Genomic DNA, 20,537 nt, shown 5'->3' with positions numbered 1-20,537 from the left:
CCCCATTATGTAACCCCCCCACCGCCCGGCGCGCCTGGCGGGCGGCGTGCGCGAGCTGGCGGGGCGGGGGGGGGGGGGCGGCGGGGCCCCCCCCCCCCCCCCCCCCCGCCGCCGTACTCCGAAACGGTCGACTGGCCGAAAACGGCGAACTCCCGCCGGACCGTGCGAGATCGAGGTGAAACGCCCACTGGAACTACTTGGCTGAGCAAGTATATGCTCGCCGACGGGGGCGACAAACGAAGAAGGCAGCACGCCGCCGTGGACGTGCGGTGTCCGGTGGTGCCGCGGTGACGTCGAGGTCAACCACTCCTGGAAGGAAGAGCCGTGGCACCGGTGCTGGTCGGGCTCGAAGGTCTGCTGGCGGGGGAGCGCATCCCGGTCCTGGACACCCGCGTCACCTTCGGGCGCAACGCGGAGAACACCGTCGTCATCTCCAGCCTGAGCGTCTCCCGCTTCCACGCGGAGATCGTCTTCGACGAGGACAAGGGCTACGTCCTGCATGACCTGGAGAGCAGCAACGGCACGCTGGTCAACGGCGAGGAGGTGGAGTCCCGGCTGCTGCAGCCCGGCGACGAGATCGCCCTGGGCGACCAGGAGTTCCGCTTCGAGGTCGCCGACGCCATGGAGACGCTCATGGCGCTCTCCCTGCCCCGGTCCGTCACTCATGGCTCGGTGGACACCGGGCAGGGGCCCGTCCTGCGGGTCACGGTGGCCGGCGGCGGCCCGGTCGGCCTCTCCCTCGCCCTGCTGCTGGAGCACTTCCTCGGCTCCCAGGTCCAGATCGCCGTGTACGACGGCAGGTGGCGCAAGCAGGGCCGGACCGTCGTCTGGAAGAGCCAGGAGGAGGGCAACGTACGGCGCCAGCAGGTGGTGACCGTGCAGAGCCGCCAGTACCTCGCGTGGCCGGAGGAGGTCCGCACGCGGCTGTTCGACCCGGAGCACTACACGGAGATGTGGCCCTCCGGCCCGGACTCGGTCGGCGACCACCATCCGCGCAACATGCGCATCGCCTACATCGAGGACCGGCTGCTGGAGCTGGCCAACGAGAAGCGGGACCGGATCCGGCTGATACCCGGCCGCTTCGACGCGGCGGAACAGCAGGAGGCCCTGGCGGGCCGGCATGTGCTCGCGATCTGCGACGGCGGCCGGTCCCGCACCCGGGAGCACTTCGCCGCCCGGTTCGGCAAGGCCGACGAGTCGATCTACTCCCTGGACGGCCGCCATCTGCAGGACGTCGTCCTCGGCCTGCGCGTGAAGTCGGGCCTGACGGACCCCATGGCGGTCCTGATGACGGTCGCCCAGAACCGCTTCCTGCTCAACTCGCTGCGCGGCGAGGGCTTCCTCAACATGCGGCTGACCGACGCCGAGGCGGCCGAGGTCATCGGCCTCGACCCGGTCCGCCGGGTCTTCGAGGAGTGCATCGCCTCCCGGCCGTGTCTGATGGACCGCGACGAGTACGGCGACTTCCAGTGCTCCACCCACGGCACCCTGTTCCTGCCCGCGCTGGTCAAGGGCTCACCGCTGTGGCGGCGGGTACGCGAGGGACTGCTGCTGTTCGGCGTCGAGGCCGACGACCTGTCCGCGGTCACCAGCTTCCGCCTGGACATGGTGCAACGCCCGCGATTCTCGGCGGAGTTGCTGCCGCCCACCGCGAAGACCCCCGGCACGTACGGCTTCCTCCTCGGCGACGCCGCGAACGCCATCCACTTCTGGCCCGGCCGCGGCCTCAACAGCGGTCTGGCCTCCGCCATCTCGCTGGCCCGCTCCCTCAACGGGGCCTGGAACGGGCGGTCGTTCCGGGACGCGGACTTCCTGCGGCACGAGGCGGCGATGTCGATGCTGCAGTACCGGCACAAGAGCCGGGCCTGGAAGGCGATGGTCACCACGGACGACCGGGGCGTCACCTGGGCGATCAAGGACATCATCGGGCACGGCATCGACGGCATCCCCGACGAGCCCGACCGCGCGGCGGACACCAAGACGCTGCTGGAGCGCATGCAGGCCATCCGCGCCCGGCTCGCCCCCAGGCTGGCGGGCATGCCGGACGACGAGGCGATCCTGGAACGCCTCGGCACCCTGCAGCCCGCCACCCTGCGCATGCTCGTCCTCAGCGGCGCCTGGGACACCCTGACCATGGGCGGCGAGGAGGTCGACATCGACATCTTCTACGGCCAGGACTCCTCGGCGGCGGCCGCCGCGGTGGAGGCACTGGAACCGGCGGCCAGGCCGTAGCCGGCGGGCGGAGCGAGCAGCCGGCTCCGCCGCCGAGCGCTTCGCCGGAGTGACGGCGGGCCCGGCCGTGCGGCTGAGCCCGCCGCTCCCCCTCATCCGCGGGTCAGGGAGGGCCGGGCCCTCACTGTCCCGGCGTGAGGATGTAGGTGTTGAGGGTGCCCACGGTCGTGAGCGGGGTCGGCGAGCCCGTGTCGTAGCGGTCCACGGCGAGGTAGTTGGGCTTCTTGCGGGCGGCCGGTGTGCAGAAGTTCTGGGCGCGGTTGAGGAGTTTGCCGTTGTCGGTCGCGGCGGTGGAGCTGATCGGGTAGTCCCGGAAGTGGTTCATCACGAACAGCGGGTGGAAGGCGGCGGAGTCCGTGGTGAGCGGCCTGCCGGTGCCCCAGCGGCTGTAGCAGGACCAGTCGGAGTCACCGAGGCCGGCGCCCATGGACCAGTAGTTCTCCACGGTCCACTCGCGCTGGTACATCACGCCGAAGGTGTCCCGGGTGGCCCAGCCGTTCGAGGTGTCGCTCGCCCGGGTCCGGTCGCTGAAGATCAGGAGCTGCTTGCCCCGGGCGGCGAGATCGGCCATCGTGGGCCAGCCCTTGGTGGCCACGCCCTCCTGGTCCGGCCGGTACAGCACGTCGGAGAGGCCGTTGACGGCGGCGAGGGAGGACTTCAGCACGTCGGAGGAGGCGTAGTCCTCCAGGAAGACGGTGGCGAACTGGCCCGGGTTGGCCTTGAGGAAGTCGACCATGCGCTGGAGATCGGTGGCGAGCGGGACCGGGCTGCTGACGCCGTCGCAGCTGTTGTGGCAGAGGACGGCCTGGCCGCCCACGGTGTAGTCGTCCAGCATGAAGCCGCGGACGCCGTCGGACAGCTGCCGGCTGATGCCGTAGTTCTGGTTGGGGAACAGGTTCACCGGGAACGAGGCGAAGTTGCCGTCGGAGCCGTTGGCGAAGGCGTTGTGCGCGGTGAGGAAGGTGACCTGGTCGAGGGTGCGGGTGTCGGCGGAGGGCATCGCCGTGGTGGCGTACGAGACCGGGGTCAGGTACCAGCGGGCGAGGTCGCCCGCGGCACCGAGCTGTACGGCGGCGGAGTCTGCGGAAGCGGCGGTGAGGTACTGGGAGGTGCCGGGGACCGTGACGGTGTAGGTGCTGTCGGCACCGGCGGTGACGGTCCAGGTGGTGCCGTCCGCACCGCAGGCGGCGGTGACCGCGGCGGTGCCGCTGCGTCCCAGGCAGGTGCCGGACTCGTCGGCGTTCTGCAGCTGGTAGCCGCCGCTGACCGCGACGGGCGTCCACTGCTGGTGGTCCTCGTTGCCCTTGGGATTGTGGGCGGCCACGGTGCCACCGCTGTCGGCCGCGTTGAGGCCGGTGGTGTAGTTCTGCAGGTAGACCGAGGCGGTGGGGACCGCGGCCGAGGCGGTGCCCGGGAGCAGGGCGGGTGCCGACAGGGCGAGGACGGCGGAACAGCACAGAACGCGCAGGGGGCGCAGGCGCACGGGTTTTCCCTTCACTCTGGCACGAGATGCCAATAGCTGTCAGTGGCATGACATACCTGTTGCGATGTGTGCTGCGCCAGTGGTCTCGGTTGAATTCCTCGTGGGAGCAGGCGAGTTGGGCCGCATCCGTGCGAGCAGGTGTGGCGACAGGGCCCCGGCCGGCTGCCCGGGCCCGGCCGGGGCCCCCGTTGGCCTGTGGTCAGGAGACGCAGGTGAGACTCACGTCGTCGATGCGGACGAACTGCGCCACCCCGCTGTCGTTGCCGTAGATCGCCTGGACGTACACGGTGCTGATTCCGGTGAGGTTCAGCGGCGCGGTGGTGATCTGCTGGTACCTTCCGGCGCTGAGGCCCGGTGCGGTGCTGGTCAGACGCACCCATCCGCCCGCCCCGTTGGGGTCCCAGACCTCGAGGCCGACTCCGGCGCCGTAGCTGACGGGGTTGGCGTAGATGCTCGCGGAGCAGTTGGACCGATTCGTCCAGGAGCCGATCGGCACCGCGATCTTCTCGGCGGCCCAGCCGTTGCCGGTGTAGAGCCATCCGTTGTTGACGCCGCTACGGGCGACGACCGGGTTCCCGTTGACGTCGGCGCCCGCCACGCCGTCGCCGCTCTGCAGGCCCTGCCAGTCGTTCCAGGGGTTCCCCTCGAAGCTGTTGGTGAACGTGAAGACGGAAGCCGGTGCCGCCTGCGTGGGTACCGCGATGCCGATGGCGGTCACCGCCGATGCCGCGGCGACCGCGATCAGTCGAAGCAGGCTGCGCGCTTTCTTGGCCATGTGTTCTCTCCCTGTGCCCGCCGTCCGGATGTCGGCGTCGCATGCCTGTTGTGTACCGGGTCGCCGTTGTCCGGCTCCGGCGGCGGGGCGCCGGACAGACAAACACCGGACAACGGGGATTGCGGCGCCGTGAATTCGAATCCGGTCCGGTGGCGGAATCGGGGATGGACAACGGGCGGCGCCGTCCGGAGAATCCGTGCTGTCGTCATCTCAGGGGGATTGCCGTCATGCCGCGCTCCGAAAGTCCGCTCGACCAGACGGACAGCCCGCTTGTTCGATTCGCGACCGAGTTACGGCGGTTGAGAAAGGCAGCGGGCACGCCTCCTTACCGGGAACTCGCCAAGCGGGCCCATTACTCGGCCACGACACTCTCGGACGCCGCGGGCGGTCGCTCTCTGCCAAGCCTTGCGGTGACCTTGGCCTATGTCGAAGCGTGCCACGGGGATCGCGCGGAATGGGAGGAGCGGTGGCACGCCACGGCGGCCGATGTCGCCCCCGTGACCGGCGCCATGGGCGGAGCTTTTCACGAAGCCGATTCCACCGCGCCGTATGTAGGATTGGCTGCGTTTCAACCTGATGACGCCTACCGTTTCTTCGGCCGGTCAAGACTCGTCGGCGAACTGGTGGCGAAGGTGGGCCGACAGCGCCTCACGGCGGTTTTCGGCCCGTCGGGGTGCGGGAAATCCTCGTTGTTGAGGGCGGGCCTGGTCGCCGTGGCGAAAAAGACCGGACTGAACGGCACACCCCTGCCCGTCCTTCTGCTCTCGCCGGGGACCAGTCCGCTGGAGGAGTGCGCCGTCCGGCTGGCGGAACTCGCCGGTGATTCCCCGGGCACACTCAAGGCCGAGTTCCTCGACGATCCCGGCAATCTCCATCTGCGCGTCCGGCAAGCCCTGGTGGACCGGCCCGAGGAGGCCGACCTGCTGATCGTGGTCGACCAGTTCGAGGAGGTCTTCACCCTGTGCACGGGCCGCGCCGAACGCGACGCGTTCATCGCGGCCCTGCTCACCGCGGTCGGCGCCGCGACCAGCCGGGCCCGGGTCGTCCTCGGCGTCCGTGCCGACTTCTACGGCCACTGCGCCCAGCACCCGGCCCTGGCCGAGGCGTTGCGCGACGCGCAGGTCATGGTCGGGCCCATGAGCGGCGAGGAACTGCGCGAAGCCGTCACCCGGCCGGCGATCGACGCGGGGTGCAGCGTGGAAGGCCCCCTGCTGGCGGCCGTGGTCGCCGACGCGACGGGCCAGCCCGGTGCGCTGCCGCTGGTCTCGCACGCCATGGCGGAGACCTGGCGACGGCGCAGCGGCAACCGGCTCACCCTGGCCGGCTACCGGGCGGCCGGCGGCATCCGGCACGCGGTCGCGCACAGCGCCGAGGCGGCGTACACGGCACTGACCCCGGCCCAGCAGGACCTGGCACGCGGGATCTTCCTGCGCCTGACCGCCCTCGGCGAGGGCACCGAGGACACCAAACGCCGTATCCACCGGCGCGAACTCGACGCACGTCCCGGCACCGACGCCGTGGTCGAGGCGCTGGCCGGGCGCCGGCTGCTCACGCTCGACCGGGACTGGATCGACATCACCCACGAAGCCCTCATCGGCAACTGGCCACGCTTACGGGACTGGCTCACCGAGGACCGCAACGGCCTGCGGATCCACCGCCGCCTCACCGACGCCACCGACACCTGGGAGAGCGGCCACCGCGACGAGCACAGTCTCCTGCGGGGCCCCCGGCTGGCTCTGGCGGCCGAATGGGCCGACGCCCACGAGAACCTGCTCACCGAGCGCGAACGCCGTTTCCTGGCCGCGAGCCGTGCCGCCGAGGCCGCCGTGGAGGCCGCCGCCCGTCGCCGTGCCCGCAGGTTGTGGCAGCTCCTCGCGCTGCTCACGGCCGCGTTGATGGCCGCCGTCACCTCGACCGTGCTGGCGGTCCAGGCCCGGCAGGCCGCCACCGAGGAACGCGACACGGCCGTCGCCCGGCAGGCGACGGCGGCGACAGCCGACATCCGCGCGACCAATCCGGCGCTCGCGGCCCAACTGGGCCTTGCCGCGTACCAGGTGGCCCCGACCCAGGCGACCCGTGACGGCCTGCTCAGCGCCTCGGCCACGCCGTACGCGGCACCGCTGATCGGCCACACCAGCGACCTGGTCTCGCTGGCCTTCTCCCCGGACGGGCGGACCCTCGCCACCGCCGGCTGGGACCGGACCGTCCGGCTGTGGGACGTACGGGACGCACACCGTCCCCGCCCGCTGACCGTCCTGCGCGGACCAGGCGCGTTCCACGCCGTGACCTTCGACCGCACGGGCCACGTCCTCGCCACGGCCGACGGCGACGAGGCGACGCTGTGGGACCTGACCGACATCCGGCACCCCGCCCCGCTCACCACGATCACCCACCGGACCGGCGAGGTCACCTGGGTGGCCCTCAGCCCGGACGGCCGGACCATGGCCACGGCCGACCAGGACCGGACGGCGGAGCTGTGGGACGTGAGCGATGCCCGCCGGCCCGGGCGGCTGGCCACGCTGCGCGGTCACACCGGCGCTCTGACGTCGGTCACGTTCAGCTCCGACGGACGCATGCTGGCCACCACCGGCGACACCACCGTACGGCTGTGGGACGTCGGCGACCCGCACACCCCGCAGCCACGGGGAGTGCTCAGAGGACACACCCGCGCGGTCTGGTCGGCGGCGTTCAGCCCGGACGGGCGCACGCTCGCCACCGCGAGCTGGGACCACACGGTCCGCGTCTGGGACCTCAGCGGCCCGGCCGCACCGCGCGGACTGGCCACCCTGACCGGCCACACCGCCCTGGTCTGGGCCGTGGCCTTCAGCCCGGACGGCCGCACCCTGGCCTCCACCGGCGGCGGCACCCTCCTCTGGGACATGTCCGACCCCCGGCATCCGAGCCTGCTCACCACCCTGCCGGACGGGGTCTACGCCGCCGGGTTCAGCCCGGACGGGAACGTCCTGGCAACCGGCTCCGCACTGCACGACCTGCGCGAACTGCCCTTGTTCTTCCACCATGACGTCATCGACGCGGTCGCGTTCAGCCCGGACGGCACGGTCCTCGCCTCGGGAAGCTGGGACACCACCGTACGGCTCTGGGACATCGCCGCCGGACACCCCCGGCTCCTGCTGGCCACACTCACCGGCCAGCGGGACTTCATCCGCGCGGTGGCGTTCAGCCCCGACGGACACACACTGGCGACCGCGAGCAACGACGGCACGGTCTGGCTCTGGGACGTGACGGACCCCCGTGGCCCACGGCGGCTGGCCGTGGTCGAGCCGCACGCGGGCGAGGTGGCCTCCTGTTCCTTCAGCCCGGACGGCCGCACCCTCGCCATCGCCGGGTTCCGGACGGTGCGGCTGTGGGACGTGACCGAGCGCGACAAGCCCGGACCGCTGGCCCGCCTCGGCGGGTACCAAGGAGACGGCGCGGCGGCCGTGTTCAGTCCGGACGGCCGCTTCCTGGCCACGGGCGGCAACGAGAAGTCGGTGCTGTGGGACATCGGCGACCCACGACGACCGAGCGCACTCGATTTCGCCTACGCCTCCGACTTCGTGCGGCCCGGTTCCTTCAGCCCCGACGGCCGCGTCCTGGCCACCGTGGACACCGCCGACAACACCGTACGACTGCTGGACATGACCGATCCCCGCCGCCCCCGGCAACTGGCCCTGCTGACCGGCTACACCGGCTTCGTGTACGCGGTGGCGTTCGCCCCCGACGGCCGCCGCCTCGTCACCGGTGACAGCGGCAAGAAGGCCCGCGTGTGGGACGTGAGCAACCCCCGGCAGCCCAGGGAGCTGGCCAACCTCACCGGGAACGAACTCGCCGTTCCCGCCGTGGCGTTCAGCCCCGACGGCCACACCGTCGCCGCCGGCGGCAACGACCACACCCTGCGGCTGTGGGAAACCGACATCGGCCGCGCCACCGCACGCGTCTGCGCCACCGCCCACCCGCCCCTCACCCGCGCCGAATGGAAGCGGTACCTCCCCGGAGTGCGCTACCGCCCGCCCTGCCCGGAGTCCCGGCAGGGCGGGCGGTAGCCGGCCGTGGACCTGAGAACCGGGCCGGTCGGCGGCTCAGCGGCCCCGGGGGAGGGAGAGCCGTTCCGCGAGGGGGTCGCCGGCCAGGAAGGCGGCCAGTTCGGCCCGGTCGGGTGCCGTGGCGGGACCGCGGCGGGTCACCGCGCAGGCCGCCGCCGCGTTGGCGCCCCGCGCGGCCGTCACCGGGTCGAGGCCCTCGGCGAGAAGGGCGAGGAACGCACCGACGTGCGCGTCGCCCGCGCCGTTGCTGTCGATCGCGGTGACTGGGAACCTCGGTACGTGGACGGGAGGTTGATCGGCGGCGGCCAGCCAGCAGCCGTCCTTGTCGGCCCGTACGAGCACGCCCGCCCCCGGTGCCAGCCGTCGCCCGAGCGCCGCCGCCGCGCTGCGGGGGTCCTCGTGCCCGGTCATCAGGCGGGCCTCGCGGGCGTTGGCGCTGAGCCAGTCGGTGCGGGCCAGGACGGGGGAGAGGTCGAAGGACCCCTTGGCCTTCATCTCCCGCTCACAGTCGAGGAGTTCGCGGGCCAGCCGGAGCGGATCGATCCGTCCGTCGCCCTCGACGAGGAGCCGGCCGACGAGGACGGCCTGCTCGGTGTCGTCGGTGACGGACCCCGCGGGCATGCCCGCGCTGACCGGGTTGTCGGGCCGGGCGGACGCGAACCCGGTGATGGCGCCGTACACGCGCACGACGTCCTGACGGGACATCACCTGCGTGGGCATACCGAGGGCGTCACCGAGGGCGAGTCCGTAGAAGGCGCCCAGGGCGCGGTCGAGCCGGTCGGTCACGGCCGGCCTCCCCTGCCCGAGCGGACGTGCAGTTCGAAGTGGGCGGGGTCGAGCAGACTGCTCACCTGCTCGACCACCGAGCCGTCGGCGGCCCGGTAGACCTGGTCCAGGCGGAGGAAGGACTCACCGGGGGAGCGGTGCAGCACCGCCGTCTCGGCCTCCGTGAGGCCGCGCACCGACACCACGCCCTCACCGGAGTCGGTGACCCGGCCCGCCGCGATCAGCGCCCGGCTGAGCGAACCGCCGTCCAGCCCGCGCCCGGGCAGCCCGGCCAGGCCGCCGACGGCCGGCACCCTGCTGCGCTCCAGGGACACGCCCGGCCCCCCGGCGAGCCGCCGGACCCGGTCCAGGGCGATGAACGCGCCCGACGCGAGCCCCAGCCGGGCGGCCAGCTCCGGATCGGGGACCTCCTCGAAGCGGAGGATCTCGGTCGTCAGCTCGGTGCCCTGCTCGGCCAGCGCCCGGGTCCAGCCCAGCCGGTTGTCGAGCGGTGTCCCGTCGAAGGTGACGAACGAGCCGATCCCCGCGTGGGTGGCGATGAGGCCCTCCTCGCCGAGGACCTGAAGGGCCTGCCGAAGGGTGGTCCGGCTGACGCCGAACCGCTCCCTGAGCGCGTGCTCCCCGGGGAGCCGGCTGCCGTCGGCGTGGACCCCGGCGCGGATCTCGTCGGCCAGAACGTGAGCGATGCGTTGGTGTTTGTAAACCTGTCCAGGCATGTCTAGGCAGTAGGTGAACAAGTGCTCGTGGTCCAGAGGTGCCGGGAGTTCGATGGGTGGTCCCGCGGGTGGTTCCGGGGGTGGTTCCATGGATTCCTAGAGTTGACTCTGTCAAAACTAGCGGGCTATGTTCGAAGGGCGGCGAGGGCGTGAGCGCCCGTCGCGCAGACATCCGACACCCCACCGCGCAAGGTGAGTGGGCCAGTTCACTTCGGGAAACGCCATGCACTGTTACGACTGCGCCCAGGAGGGCCGCACCGACCGCACCGGGATCGGCGCCTGCGCGCGCTGCGGACTCTTCACCTGCGCCGACCACTCGCGGATCACGCGTACGACCGTTCAGCGGCCCGTCGGGGTCATCCCCATGACCAGTGCCGTCCAGGCGCGGCGTCTGGTGTGCGGCGCATGCCGTACGGCCGAGGTCGCCTAGAGTCGCCTAGAACTGACTCAGTCAACTCTGGGTTGTTATCGTGGGGCGGGAGGCGCCGGGGCCGCGCAGGAGTGCCGCCCGGCAGGCAGGCCCTAGGAGAGTGACATGACCATGGAGCAGCCGGTGGCCGATCTGCTCAGGCGCAACGGGCTGCGCAGCACCGCCCAGCGCCGGGCGGTGCTGACGGCGCTGCAGGGCCATCCGCACTCCACGGCGGCGGACCTCGAGACCCGTATCGGCACGGACCCGGCCGCGGCCGGCGGACTCTCCCGGCAGGGCCTCTACAACGTCCTCGAAGACCTCACCAAGGCACAGCTGATCCGCTGCATCGAGCCGGCCGGTTCGCCCGCCCGGTACGAGCTGCGGGTCGGGGACAACCACCATCACCTGGTCTGCCGCCGCTGCGGCCTGATCGAGGACGTCGACTGCAGCGTGGGTGCCGCACCCTGCCTCAGCCCCGAGAAGGACCTGGGCTTCGCCGTCGACGAGGCCGAGATCACCTGGTGGGGCCTGTGCGCGGGATGCCAGGAGGTCCTCGCGCGGGGCTGAGGATCCCGACGTCCCGCGTGGTGACGCAGCTCACCCCGTTGCGGGGGCCGATCCCGGAATGCACGCTCGGTTGATCTCGCTGCAACGTTCTTGGGGTGTGCTGGGCAAGGACGCTCGGCGCGGCCGGTCCCGGAGACACCGTCCCGGTTCCGCCCCGCTCCCCGTCCCCGGATCAACCGTCCCCGAAAGGCCCCTCCGCCACCATGCCATTGGCTCTGCTGGCCCTTGCCGTCGTCACCTTCGGCATCGGCACCACCGAGTTCGCCACCATGGGCCTGCTGCCCCAGATCGCGGACGGACTCGGGGTGTCGGTGCCGCACGCGGGCAACCTCGTGTCGGCGTACGCGCTCGGCGTCGTCGTCGGTGCCCCCGTCCTCACCGGCATCGGCGCGCGGGTTCCCCACAAGCGGCTGCTGCTCCTGCTCACCGGGCTGTTCGTGGTGGGCAACACGGCGTCCGCGCTCGCCCCGAACTTCGGCCTGCTCTTCGCCGCCCGCTTCCTCGCCGGTCTGCCGCACGGCGCACTCTTCGGCGTCGGCGCCGTCGTCGCCTCCAGGCTGGTCGCCCCCGACCGCGCGGCACGCGCCGTCTCCCGGGTGTTCCTCGGCCTCACCATCGCGAACATCATCGGTGTCCCCGCCGGCACGGCCCTCGGCCAGCACCTGGGCTGGCGCTACGCCTACTGCGCGGTCGCCGTCATCGGCCTGGTGGCGCTCGCCGCCCTCGCCCTCCTCGTGCCCCACCAGCCGCGCGGCCCGCAGGCGGGCATCCGTCGGGAACTGCGCGCGATGGGCAACCGGCAGGTCTTCATCGGCCTGGCCACCGCCGTCGTCGGCTTCGGCGGCTTCTTCGCCGTGTACAGCTACCTCGTCCCCATGCTGACGCACCTGACCGGGATCTCCGACGCGTCGACCACCCTGGTCCTCGCCCTCTACGGCGTCGGCATGACCGTCGGCACCCTGGTCGCGGGCCCCCTCACCGACCGCGCCCTGCGTCCCACGCTGTACGCCGGCATCACCCTGCTCGCCGCCGCGCTCGTAACCTTCTACTTCACCGTCCACAGCACGGTGCCGGCCCTGGTGACGGTCACCTTCATCGGTGCGATGGGCGCGCTCATCACCACGCCCGTCCAGATGCTGCTGATGATCAACGCGAAGGACGCCCCGACGATGGCGGCGGCCTCCAACCACTCCGCCTTCAACATGGCCAACGCGGCCGGTGCCTGGCTCGGCGGCCTCGTCATCTCGGCGGGCTGGGGCTGGGCCGCGCCCAACCTGGTCGGCGCGGTGCTCGCCATGGCGGGCCTGGGACTCGCCGTCACCGGCGGCTTCCTGGACCGCGGCGACCGTCCCTCGAAGGTCGTCACCGCGCAGGGCGTCGGCGAGGGGGGCCACGCCTCCGCGTCCGAAGGCGAGGCCGGGGGCGGGGCCGGGGGCGAGGGCGGGGGCGTGCGGGACCGCGCCGTCGAAGACCGTCGGCCGACCGTCTGACACACCCGCCCTCGCTCGTCTGCACGCGCCCTCGTCCGTTCGCACGCGCCTTCGTCCGTTCGCACGCGCCCTCGTCCGTTCGCGCGCGCCCTCGTCCGTTCGCACGCGCCTTCGTCCGTTCGCACGCGCCCTCGTCCGTTCGCGCGCGCCTTCGTCCGTTCGCGCGCGCCCTCGTCCGTCCGCACCCGTCTTCGTCCGTCCGCACCCGCCTTCGCCTGTCCGCGCACGCCGGCAGCCGGCCGCGCCCTCGCCGAGTCCGACTGCCTGCCCACAGCTGTCCGCGCCCCTACCTGTCCGCCCGCGCCCCTCGCTATGCGCCTGCGCCGCTCCCTGTCCGTCCTCGCCCCTCCCTACCCGCCCGCGCCTTCAGGCGCGGGCGGTGCCGTGCTGGTCACGGTGCCGTCGGACAGGTGCAGGACGAGGTCGGCCCGGGCGGTCAGCCGTAGGTCATGGGTGATCAGAAACGTCGTACGGCCCGCCGCCAGCCGGCCCAGGGGCCCCATCACGCGGGCCGCGGCGGCGTCGTCGAGGCCGGCGGTGGGCTCGTCGAGGACGAGCACGGGAGCGGTCCGCAGCAGGGCGCGGGCCAGCGCGATCCTGCGGCGCTGGCCCCCGGAGAGCGCGCTGCCCCGTCTGCCGACCGGGGTGTCGTAGCCGTCGGGAAGCGCGGCCACGAAGTCATGGGCGTCGGCCGCGACGGCGGCGGCGCGCACCTCCGCGTCGTCGGCGTCGGGCCGGCCGAAGGCGATGTTCTCGCGGACCGTGCCGTCGAAGAGCATGCTCTCCTGGGGCAGCAGTGTGACGTGCCGGCGCACCTCGTCCACGGGGAGGGAGGCGATGTCCTGCCCGTCGAGCAGGATGCGGCCCCGCGAGGGCTCGTGGAACCGCAGCAGCAGACCGGCCAGCGTGGACTTGCCCGCGCCGCTCGGCCCGGTGACCGCGACCAGCAGACCCGGCGGAACATCGAGGTGCACCCGGTCCAGCACGGGCCACCGCTCGCCGGGATAGGCGAAACCGACGTCCTCGAAGGTGACGGCACCCCGCACCGGCCCGGTCGGCGCCGGGACACCCGGACCGGACACGTCCGGACCCGGGGCGGTGCGCAGGACCTCGACGAGCCGTTCGCAGGCGGCGGTCGCCGAGGAGGCGCCGACGACCAGTTCGCCGAGTTCCTGCAGCCGCGGGTGGAGATAGCCGAGGTAGGCGGCGAAGGCGAGCAGTCCGCCGACGCTGAGGTGGTGCGCGGAGATCTGCCAGGCGCCGGCTCCGATCACGGTCAGCACGCTGACCGTCTCCAGGAGTTCGCCGAGCGGGCCGTACACCGACGACAGCCGGATCTGCCGGAGCCCGGCGCGCATCCAGTGCCGTCCCTCGCGGTGCACCTTGGCGCGCTCGGCCTGCTGACGGCCGTAGGCCTGCACCAGCGGCATGTTGGCGAGGCTCTCCTCCAGCAGGGAGGCCAGCCGTCCGTTGCTGTCGCGTTCCGCGCGGGTGGCGCTGCGCATCAGGGTGCCGAAGACCCGGGCGCCGAGCCAGATCAGCGGGGCGGCGGCGAACGTGATCAGCGCCAGCCGCCAGCTGGTGTACAGCGCGGCGGCGGCGAAGACGAGCGCGCCGACGGCCGAGGTGAGCAGTTCGACGGGCGCGGAGGCCACCAGGGTCTCCACGACCTCGACGTCCCCGGTGAGACGGGAGACGAGGTCGCCGGTGCCGAAGCGGTCAAGGCCGTCCGGTGGCAGCCGCTGGAGATGGGCGAAGAGACGGTCCCGCAGACCGAGCAGGAAGTGCTCGCTCGTCCAGCCGGCCAGACAGCCACCGGCCGCGGCGGCGACCGCGCCGCACACGGCGAGCCCCAGCCACAGGGCGGCGGGATTCCAGAAGGCGGCGAGGTCTCCGGGCGTGAGCACGTCGTCGGTGAGCCGGCCCGCGAGGCCGATCGCGCCCGCGTCACAGCCCGCCGACACCACCAGGAGCAGCGCCGACACCAGTACGGCGGTGCGATTGCCGCTGACCAACGGCCAGAACGTACGGAACGCGGCCCACGGTGAGAGCCGGGCGTGCCGCATCCGCGCCGACGCGGCGGCGGGTCTGGCAGGACTGGCGGGGCCGGTGGGGTCGATGGGGTTGGTGGGACTCGCGGGGCCGGCGTGGGCGGATCTGTCGAGCGGTGCGGCGGTGGACATGACCGGCCGGTACTCCCTGACTCCATGGGCGCGCCGGGGCCGTCCACCCTGTGACGAAGGGCGGTCGGACCCCGGCGCCGTCCGGCGGTCGCGTTACTTGGCGTGCTTCTTGTGCTTACGGTGGTGCTTCTTGTGGTGGTGCGGGTGATGCGCCTCCTTGGCGGCACACCCGACTTCCTTCTTCTTGGCCTTCTTTGCCAACGTGATCTTCGCGAAGGACACAGCCACTCCTCCCTTTCTCTCCCGTACGTCCCGCGTGTGCGGTTCGAGCGTGAATACGGCGCCGTGAGAACGCCGATTCAAGACGCCAGTTGAGGGTTGGATGGGATTTGCTTACCGAATCTCTCACCTGAAATCCCCGTCAAATCAGCCCTGTTCGCGGCGGGACCGTGCCCGGCCGGCCCTCCCGGCGCTTGAGTGTGAAGGTGAAGTCGCCGGAGAGCTTGCCGTTCAGCCGGATCGCGGAGACGAGTTGCCCGTCCGTGAGCAGCCGCTCGACCTCGGCTCGGGAGAGACCGCACCCCTCGGCGATCAGCCGCACCGGCCGGACGGGGATCGGGGCGGCGAAGCGGACGGAGACGTCGATGGCCTCGCGGTCCAGGTGGTGCGCGTCGCCGGTGTCGAGGCGCCAGGCGCCGGCCCAGTCGAGGGCGATGCGGTTGCGGCGCTGCACCACCGGGTCCTGGAGCAACTCGGCTGTCAGGTCGAGGTCGTTGTCGTGCAGCCGGTCCAGCAGTTCCGGCCGTACGGAGCGCACGTTGACCCGCTCCAGGACCGTGAGTTTCGCCGTTTCCCCGCAGCCGGTGCAGAGCACGAGGAGCCAGACGTCGATGAGTTTGTGGTGTGCGTTGACGCGGAACTTGCCGCTCGCCCGGAAGGTCCCGGACGCGCACGTGTGGCAACGGCGGAGAACGAGCGGCAGGCAGGTGGGCATGACCACCCAGATGTTGAGCACAGCAGTACACCGGTTTCAGTGAGAAGACCGCAGCAAGAAGCAGCGCGGCGCACAGGTGCGACGCGCGACAGATCAGCGCTCGGGGGGTCTCACACGGTGTACAACGGCACGTCCTTGGCCAGACGACTGGGATCCGCAGCACGGTACGGGCGCACGGTGGCTGCGCTCCACTGATTTTCGAGCGCCGCGTCACCCGGCTCTGATCGTCAATTACAAGTTGACGCTGAGGCATCGTCAACTTAAGATTGACGCATGAGTCCACTCGACATCAGCCTCGCGGACCTGATCGCCCGTCTCGACGAGGAACTCCCTGAAGCCGACGAGCTGGCCCGCATCAGCGAGGCGCGACTTCGTGCGCAGACGCTGTCCGACCTCGGTGACCAGCTCATCGACCACTACGTCAGCAAGGCCAAGCAGACCGGCGCGTCCTGGACCGAGATCGGCGACGCCATCGGGGTGTCCAAGCAGGCCGCCCAGCAACGCCACGCGCCCTCCGCGTTCGAGGGGTTCACCCATCTGAACCGGCACAGCATCGTGCTGGCGCAGGAGGCCGCGCGCACGTACAAGCACGACTCCATCGGCACCGAACACCTGCTGCTCGGCCTGCTCGGCGAACCGCGGGGCCTGGCGTACGAGGTGCTGGTGGCGAGGACCGAGTCGGAGCAGCGCGTCCGCGACGCGATCACGGAAGTGATGCCGGCGGCCGGGCCGAAGGCGCTGCGGGGCCACATCCCGTTCCGGGAGGAGAGCAAGGACGCGATCGGGCAGGCGCGCCGCGCGTCGGCGGACCTCGGCCACGACTGGGTCGGCACGGAACACACACTGCTGGGTCTGATCCGCGTCGAGGAGAGCCCGGCCGCGCGGATCCTGCGCAACCTCGGCTTCACGTCGGACGAGTTGCACGAGTCCGTCAAGGCCGAGATCGCCCGACGGCGGGCCGAGCACGACGAGCAGTAACGGGACGGGCGGTAACGGAACAAGCGGTAACGGACCGGCACCGCCTTTCCATCCACCGTCGCCAACAACCGTGCGGCGCGCGGGGGATGGGAGGCGGTTCACCGGCTCGCGGTCATCGCGGCGCGCTCAGTCGAGGCAGAACTCGTTGCCCTCGACGTCCTGCATCACCATGCAGGACTCGTTCTCGTCGTCGGCGAGCAGCACCTGCACGCGCACCGCGCCGAGCGCGACCAGCCGCGCACATTCGGCCTCCAGCGTCGCCAGGCGCTCTTCCCCCACGAGCCCGGTGGCCACCCGTACGTCGAGGTGCACCCGGTTCTTGACGACCTTGCCCTCGGGAACGCGCTGGAAGTACAGCCGGGGGCCCACACCCGAGGGATCGCTGCAGGAGAACCACTTGTCCCGGTCCTCCGGAGACAGGGAGCTGTTGAAATCGTCCCAAGTGGCGAACCCCTCCGGTGGCGGCGGTGGTTCGTACCCCAGCACCTCGCACCAGAAGCGGGCGACGCGCTCGGGCTGCGCGCAGTCGAAGGTGACTTGGACCTTCTTGATCGATGACATCGGCGCACCTTAGCAGGGGGCTCGGTCGCTCACTTCCCGGTGCGGGTCCGGCTGGTGGCCGGGCACACCGGGTTCGCGCAGGGTGCCGAACAGCAGGCCGCTCAGGACCGGCATCAGGACCAGCGGCGCCAGGGCCGTCTGCAGCGAGGTGGCGTCGGCGAGGCTGCCGAGGGCGGGGCCGGCCAGGCCGCCGATGCTCACGGTCAGGCCGAGGGTGACCCCGCTGGCCGTGCCGATCCGCGAGGGCAGATAGTCCTGCCCGAGCGTCACCTGGAGCGAGAACGGCACGTACAGCCCGGCCGACGTCAGCGCCACGAACAGGTAGAGGGCCGGGCCCGGCACCCACACCACACCCGCGACGGCCAAGGCGGCGAGCGTGTACGACCAGCGGCAGACGGCCACCCGTCCCCAGCGGCCCGCCAGGGACCCGCCCAGTACGGAACCGACCGCGCCCCCGAGGTAGAGGACGGTCAGCGCCGCCGTACCGGCGCCGGTGCCGCCGCCCGTGCGCTGCCGGGCGTACAGCGAGACGAAGGTGCTCAGGCCGACGAACACGACCGACCGGAACACCACGGCCAGGGACAGCCGTACGAAGGAGGGCACGTCGTCCTTCCCGGCCGGCATCCGCGCGGCGGCGCCCAGGGCCTTCCCGTCCCGCAGGGCGCGCAGCGCCGGCAGGCACAGCGCGGTACCGGCCAGCGCCGGTATCAGCAGCAGGGGCGTCCAGCGCAGCCCGCCGCCCGCCACGACGGCGCCCACCGTCAGCGGGGCCAGCGCGAAGCCGATGTTGCCGCCGGTGGCGAACACCGCCATCGCGCTGTGACCGCCCCCGCCGGCGAGGCGCGCGACCCGCGCGGACTCGGGGTGATAGGCGGCCACCCCGATCCCGGACAGCGCCATGCAGGCGAGGGTGAGCGGGTAGGAGCCGCCCACCCCGCTCAGCGCGACACCGGCACCGCTCAGCAGGGTGCTGGCCGGCAGCAGCCAGGGCAGCGGCCGGCGGTCGGTGAGCATGCCGAACAACGGCTGGGCCACCGACGAGAGGACGGACGCGGCCAGGACGACACCGGAGGCCACCGCGTACGAATAGCCGCGCTCGGAGACGAAGAACGGCAGCAGTGCCGCCACGGCACCTTGGTAGATGTCGACACAGCCATGGCCGACGGACAGCAGAGTGATCGAGGTGTTCCTGCGCACCCCGCCATGCTCCGGGCCCGGCCGCCTGTCGCACTTCCGGTAATCTGCCAAGTGATGACGGAAGTCCGCCACGATCCGGTCGCCCCGACCCGCACCCGGCGGCTGGCCCCCGGCCACGAGATCGACGCCCACCGGCACGACGACCACCAGATCGTCTACGCGGGCCGCGGAGTGCTGGCCGTGACGACCGGCGCGGGCTCCTGGGTCGCCCCGGGCACCCGGGCCATCTGGGTACCGGCCGGCACCGTCCACGCGCACCGGGCCTACGGCGAACTCGAACTGCACTTCCTCGGGCTGCCCGCCACCGAGAACCCCCTCGGGCTCGACGCCCCGACGGTCCTGGCCGTCGGCCCGCTGCTGCGCGAGCTGATCATCGCCTACACCCGCGCCGAGGACGACGACAGCCCCGAACGGGCCCGGCTCCGCGCGGTCCTCCTCGACCAGCTGAGGGCCGCACCGCAGCAGCCGCTCCACCTGCCCACCCCGACCACACCCCTGCTGCGCGAACTGTGCGCGGTCCTGCGGGCGGACCCGGCCGACGACCGCACGCTCAAGGAACTCGGCCGCGTCGTCGGCGCCAGTGACCGCACCCTGTCCCGGCTGTTCCGCAGCGACCTCGGCATGAGTTTCCCGCAGTGGCGCACCCAACTGCGGCTGCACCACGCGCTGGTCCTGCTCGCCGACCGCACCCCGGTGACGACGGTGGCCCACGCCTGCGGCTGGTCGTCGGCCAGCGCCTTCATCGACGCCTTCCGTCGGGCTTTCGGTCACACTCCGGGCTCGCATCCGACGAGCTGACGGACGGCGTCGCCGTCGACGTCGACGTCGGCGCCGATGCCGATGCCGATGCCGATGCCGACGCGGCTGCGGATTCCGACAGGTACCTGCGGGCCGCCTCCGGGTCCCGTACCGCCCGTACTTCCCGCGCCCCCGGCACCGTCCGCGGCGAACGCGCGGCAGGCGTGGCGAAGGCCGCGGCCACCACCAGGAGGAGCACCGGGATCAGCGCGTGCCGCAGTCCGAAGTGCTCACCGAGATAGCCGAGGGACGGCGGGCCCACCAGGAAGGCGACATAGCCGACGGTCGCGGCGAGCGAGACCCGCGCGGCCGCGTCCTCGCCGGAGTCGCCCGCGGCGGAGAGCGCGACGGGGAACCCGAGCGAGGCCCCGAGTCCCCACAGGACCGCGGCGGCCGCCGCCACGGCCTGGTTGTCGACGAAGATCACCAGGGCCAGGCCGGCGGCCCCCACCAGCGCGCTCCCGCACAGCGCCGCCGCCCGCCCGAACCGGTCGACGAACCGCCCGCCGGCGAACCGCCCGACGGTCATCGCGGCGGCGAACACGGCGTACACGGCCGAGCCCAGCGCGGCGTCGAAGCCGTGCCCGTCCACCATGACCAGCGGCAGCCAGTCGTTCGCGGTGCCCTCGGCCAGGGCGAGGGCGAGGATGACACAGCCGATGAGCAGGAGCGTGGGGTCCTTCCAGACCGCCGTACGGGGCGCGCCCGGTTCACGGGCGCCGGTGGCGGCCTGCCGGCCGACCTCGGCCGGTACGCGCCGGATGACCAGGGCGAGTGCGACCAGGACGACGGCGGTGACGGCGAGGAGATGGACCAGGACGGGGAAGTCGATCGCCGTCAGGCACATGCCGCCGACCGCGCCGACGACGGTGCCCAGGCTGAAGAAGCCGTGCATGGCGGGCAGCGTGGAGCGCCCCAGCAGCCGTTCCACCTCCGCGCCCTCGATGTTCAGGGCCACCTCGTCGCCGCCCATGCCGAGACCGAACAGTCCCAGGCCCAGCGCCACGGCGGCACCCGAGCCGACGGCGGCGCCGACCCCGACGACCGCCGTACCGGCCGCCACGATCGAGGTGCCGACCAGGATGACCAGCCGGGCGCCCCAGCGGGCCACGACCGCGCCCGAGCACAGGATCCCGGCCATCGAACCGACCGAGAGCCCGAACAGGATCAGACCCATCTGCGCGGTGGACACGCCGAGCAGATCGCGTACGTCGGGGGTGCGGGTGACCCAGGAGGAGAGCGTCAGGCCGGGGGCGAAGAACAGGACGAAGACGGCGGTACGGCGCCGGGTGGGATCGGCGGTCATGGGCGGGGTCTCCAGAGGTGTCGTGCAGGAGTCTGTGCGACCGAGTCTGTACGACCGTACACACTTGCTTGTACAT

The 20,537-nt window shown here is 72.2% G+C and carries 17 protein-coding genes; 7 read left to right on the top strand and 10 right to left on the bottom strand.

The features are described from left to right. Positions 1-324: 324 nt before the first annotated feature. Positions 325-2,232 (top strand): FHA domain-containing protein, encoded by a 1,908-nt coding sequence (locus ACGFZS_RS41340; protein ID WP_393799477.1) that lies wholly within the window; start codon positions 325-327, stop codon positions 2,230-2,232. A 121-nt stretch (positions 2,233-2,353) separates the two neighbouring features. Here the strand turns inward: ACGFZS_RS41340 and ACGFZS_RS41335 are convergent, their stop codons facing one another. Both ACGFZS_RS41335 and ACGFZS_RS41330 read right to left on the bottom strand, forming a co-directional pair. Then, positions 2,354-3,715: an RICIN domain-containing protein gene (locus ACGFZS_RS41335; protein WP_393799476.1), complete on the bottom strand. Its 1,362-nt coding sequence runs from the start codon at positions 3,713-3,715 to the stop codon at positions 2,354-2,356. Positions 3,716-3,914: 199 nt separating this feature from the next. Beyond that, on the bottom strand, positions 3,915-4,490 hold the full coding sequence (locus ACGFZS_RS41330; protein WP_393799475.1) for a hypothetical protein: 576 nt from the start codon (positions 4,488-4,490) through the stop codon (positions 3,915-3,917). A 164-nt stretch (positions 4,491-4,654) separates the two neighbouring features. On the opposite strand from ACGFZS_RS41330, the gene ACGFZS_RS41325 reads away from it, so the two are divergent. Continuing rightward, positions 4,655-8,533, top strand: coding sequence for a hypothetical protein (locus tag ACGFZS_RS41325; RefSeq protein WP_393799474.1), 3,879 nt, complete (start codon positions 4,655-4,657; stop codon positions 8,531-8,533). Positions 8,534-8,569: 36 nt separating this feature from the next. Here the strand turns inward: ACGFZS_RS41325 and ACGFZS_RS41320 are convergent, their stop codons facing one another. Both ACGFZS_RS41320 and ACGFZS_RS41315 read right to left on the bottom strand, forming a co-directional pair. Beyond that, a complete protein-coding gene (locus ACGFZS_RS41320) occupies positions 8,570-9,319 on the bottom strand; it encodes a PfkB family carbohydrate kinase (RefSeq protein ID WP_393799473.1) in 750 nt (249 codons plus the stop codon). After that, a complete protein-coding gene (locus ACGFZS_RS41315; RefSeq protein WP_393799472.1) occupies positions 9,316-10,035 on the bottom strand; it encodes a GntR family transcriptional regulator in 720 nt (239 codons plus the stop codon). The genes ACGFZS_RS41320 and ACGFZS_RS41315 overlap by 4 nt, the downstream gene beginning before the upstream one ends. Before the next feature lie 223 nt (positions 10,036-10,258). On the opposite strand from ACGFZS_RS41315, the gene ACGFZS_RS41310 reads away from it, so the two are divergent. The 3 genes from ACGFZS_RS41310 to ACGFZS_RS41300 all read left to right on the top strand — a co-directional run bounded on the left by ACGFZS_RS41310 (position 10,259) and on the right by ACGFZS_RS41300 (position 12,504). After that, entirely contained in the window at positions 10,259-10,465 is a 207-nt protein-coding gene (locus ACGFZS_RS41310; RefSeq protein ID WP_393799471.1) for a DUF2180 family protein, read from the top strand. 105 nt (positions 10,466-10,570) lie between these two features. Then, complete coding sequence (locus tag ACGFZS_RS41305) at positions 10,571-11,014, top strand: Fur family transcriptional regulator (protein ID WP_393799470.1); 444 nt, start codon at positions 10,571-10,573, stop codon at positions 11,012-11,014. A gap of 203 nt (positions 11,015-11,217) precedes the next feature. Next, complete coding sequence (locus ACGFZS_RS41300) at positions 11,218-12,504, top strand: MFS transporter (RefSeq protein ID WP_393799469.1); 1,287 nt, start codon at positions 11,218-11,220, stop codon at positions 12,502-12,504. Between the two features lie 350 nt (positions 12,505-12,854). Here ACGFZS_RS41300 and ACGFZS_RS41295 read toward each other — a convergent pair whose 3' ends face one another. The 3 genes from ACGFZS_RS41295 to ACGFZS_RS41285 all read right to left on the bottom strand — a co-directional run bounded on the left by ACGFZS_RS41295 (position 12,855) and on the right by ACGFZS_RS41285 (position 15,642). After that, positions 12,855-14,687: an ABC transporter ATP-binding protein gene (locus ACGFZS_RS41295; protein WP_393799468.1), complete on the bottom strand. Its 1,833-nt coding sequence runs from the start codon at positions 14,685-14,687 to the stop codon at positions 12,855-12,857. Between the two features lie 93 nt (positions 14,688-14,780). Then, on the bottom strand, positions 14,781-14,915 hold the full coding sequence (locus ACGFZS_RS41290) for a hypothetical protein (RefSeq protein WP_355723885.1): 135 nt from the start codon (positions 14,913-14,915) through the stop codon (positions 14,781-14,783). A 133-nt stretch (positions 14,916-15,048) separates the two neighbouring features. Next, the gene (locus ACGFZS_RS41285) at positions 15,049-15,642 is read right to left on the bottom strand and encodes a DUF1062 domain-containing protein (protein WP_393799467.1); all 594 of its coding nucleotides are present in this window, start codon (positions 15,640-15,642) and stop codon (positions 15,049-15,051) included. A gap of 252 nt (positions 15,643-15,894) precedes the next feature. Here ACGFZS_RS41285 and ACGFZS_RS41280 point away from each other — a divergent pair, with 252 nt between their 5' ends. Next, positions 15,895-16,599 carry a Clp protease N-terminal domain-containing protein gene (locus tag ACGFZS_RS41280; protein WP_393799466.1) on the top strand — a complete coding sequence of 235 codons (705 nt, stop codon included), beginning with the start codon at positions 15,895-15,897 and terminating at the stop codon, positions 16,597-16,599. A gap of 126 nt (positions 16,600-16,725) precedes the next feature. Here ACGFZS_RS41280 and ACGFZS_RS41275 read toward each other — a convergent pair whose 3' ends face one another. Together ACGFZS_RS41275 and ACGFZS_RS41270 are read right to left on the bottom strand one after the other, a co-directional pair. Then, a complete protein-coding gene (locus tag ACGFZS_RS41275) occupies positions 16,726-17,160 on the bottom strand; it encodes a VOC family protein (protein WP_393799465.1) in 435 nt (144 codons plus the stop codon). Positions 17,161-17,169: 9 nt separating this feature from the next. Next, positions 17,170-18,357 (bottom strand): MFS transporter, encoded by a 1,188-nt coding sequence (locus ACGFZS_RS41270; protein WP_393799464.1) that lies wholly within the window; start codon positions 18,355-18,357, stop codon positions 17,170-17,172. A gap of 54 nt (positions 18,358-18,411) precedes the next feature. On the opposite strand from ACGFZS_RS41270, the gene ACGFZS_RS41265 reads away from it, so the two are divergent. After that, positions 18,412-19,155 carry an AraC family transcriptional regulator gene (locus ACGFZS_RS41265; RefSeq protein ID WP_393799463.1) on the top strand — a complete coding sequence of 248 codons (744 nt, stop codon included), beginning with the start codon at positions 18,412-18,414 and terminating at the stop codon, positions 19,153-19,155. On the opposite strand, the gene ACGFZS_RS41260 is transcribed toward ACGFZS_RS41265, so the two are convergent. Next, the gene (locus tag ACGFZS_RS41260; protein ID WP_393799462.1) at positions 19,097-20,461 is read right to left on the bottom strand and encodes an MFS transporter; all 1,365 of its coding nucleotides are present in this window, start codon (positions 20,459-20,461) and stop codon (positions 19,097-19,099) included. The genes ACGFZS_RS41265 and ACGFZS_RS41260 overlap by 59 nt on opposite strands. Positions 20,462-20,537: the final 76 nt, after the last annotated feature.

Origin of the sequence: Streptomyces sp. NPDC048288 (assembly GCF_043201555.1) — a bacterium.
Classification (GTDB): domain Bacteria; phylum Actinomycetota; class Actinomycetes; order Streptomycetales; family Streptomycetaceae; genus Streptomyces.
This window is presented reverse-complemented; position numbering and strand designations above follow the sequence as displayed.

Coding starts and splice junctions, on each gene's coding strand:
- ACGFZS_RS41330 (WP_393799475.1), bottom strand. CDS start 4,490: ATGGCCAAGAAAGCGCGCAGCCTGCTTCGACTGATCGCGGTCGCCGCG.
- ACGFZS_RS41325 (WP_393799474.1), top strand. CDS start 4,655: ATGGACAACGGGCGGCGCCGTCCGGAGAATCCGTGCTGTCGTCATCTC.
- ACGFZS_RS41315 (WP_393799472.1), bottom strand. CDS start 10,035: ATGCCTGGACAGGTTTACAAACACCAACGCATCGCTCACGTTCTGGCC.
- ACGFZS_RS41310 (WP_393799471.1), top strand. CDS start 10,259: ATGCACTGTTACGACTGCGCCCAGGAGGGCCGCACCGACCGCACCGGG.
- ACGFZS_RS41305 (WP_393799470.1), top strand. CDS start 10,571: ATGACCATGGAGCAGCCGGTGGCCGATCTGCTCAGGCGCAACGGGCTG.
- ACGFZS_RS41300 (WP_393799469.1), top strand. CDS start 11,218: ATGCCATTGGCTCTGCTGGCCCTTGCCGTCGTCACCTTCGGCATCGGC.
- ACGFZS_RS41295 (WP_393799468.1), bottom strand. CDS start 14,687: ATGTCCACCGCCGCACCGCTCGACAGATCCGCCCACGCCGGCCCCGCG.
- ACGFZS_RS41280 (WP_393799466.1), top strand. CDS start 15,895: ATGAGTCCACTCGACATCAGCCTCGCGGACCTGATCGCCCGTCTCGAC.
- ACGFZS_RS41275 (WP_393799465.1), bottom strand. CDS start 17,160: ATGTCATCGATCAAGAAGGTCCAAGTCACCTTCGACTGCGCGCAGCCC.
- ACGFZS_RS41265 (WP_393799463.1), top strand. CDS start 18,412: ATGACGGAAGTCCGCCACGATCCGGTCGCCCCGACCCGCACCCGGCGG.
- ACGFZS_RS41260 (WP_393799462.1), bottom strand. CDS start 20,461: ATGACCGCCGATCCCACCCGGCGCCGTACCGCCGTCTTCGTCCTGTTC.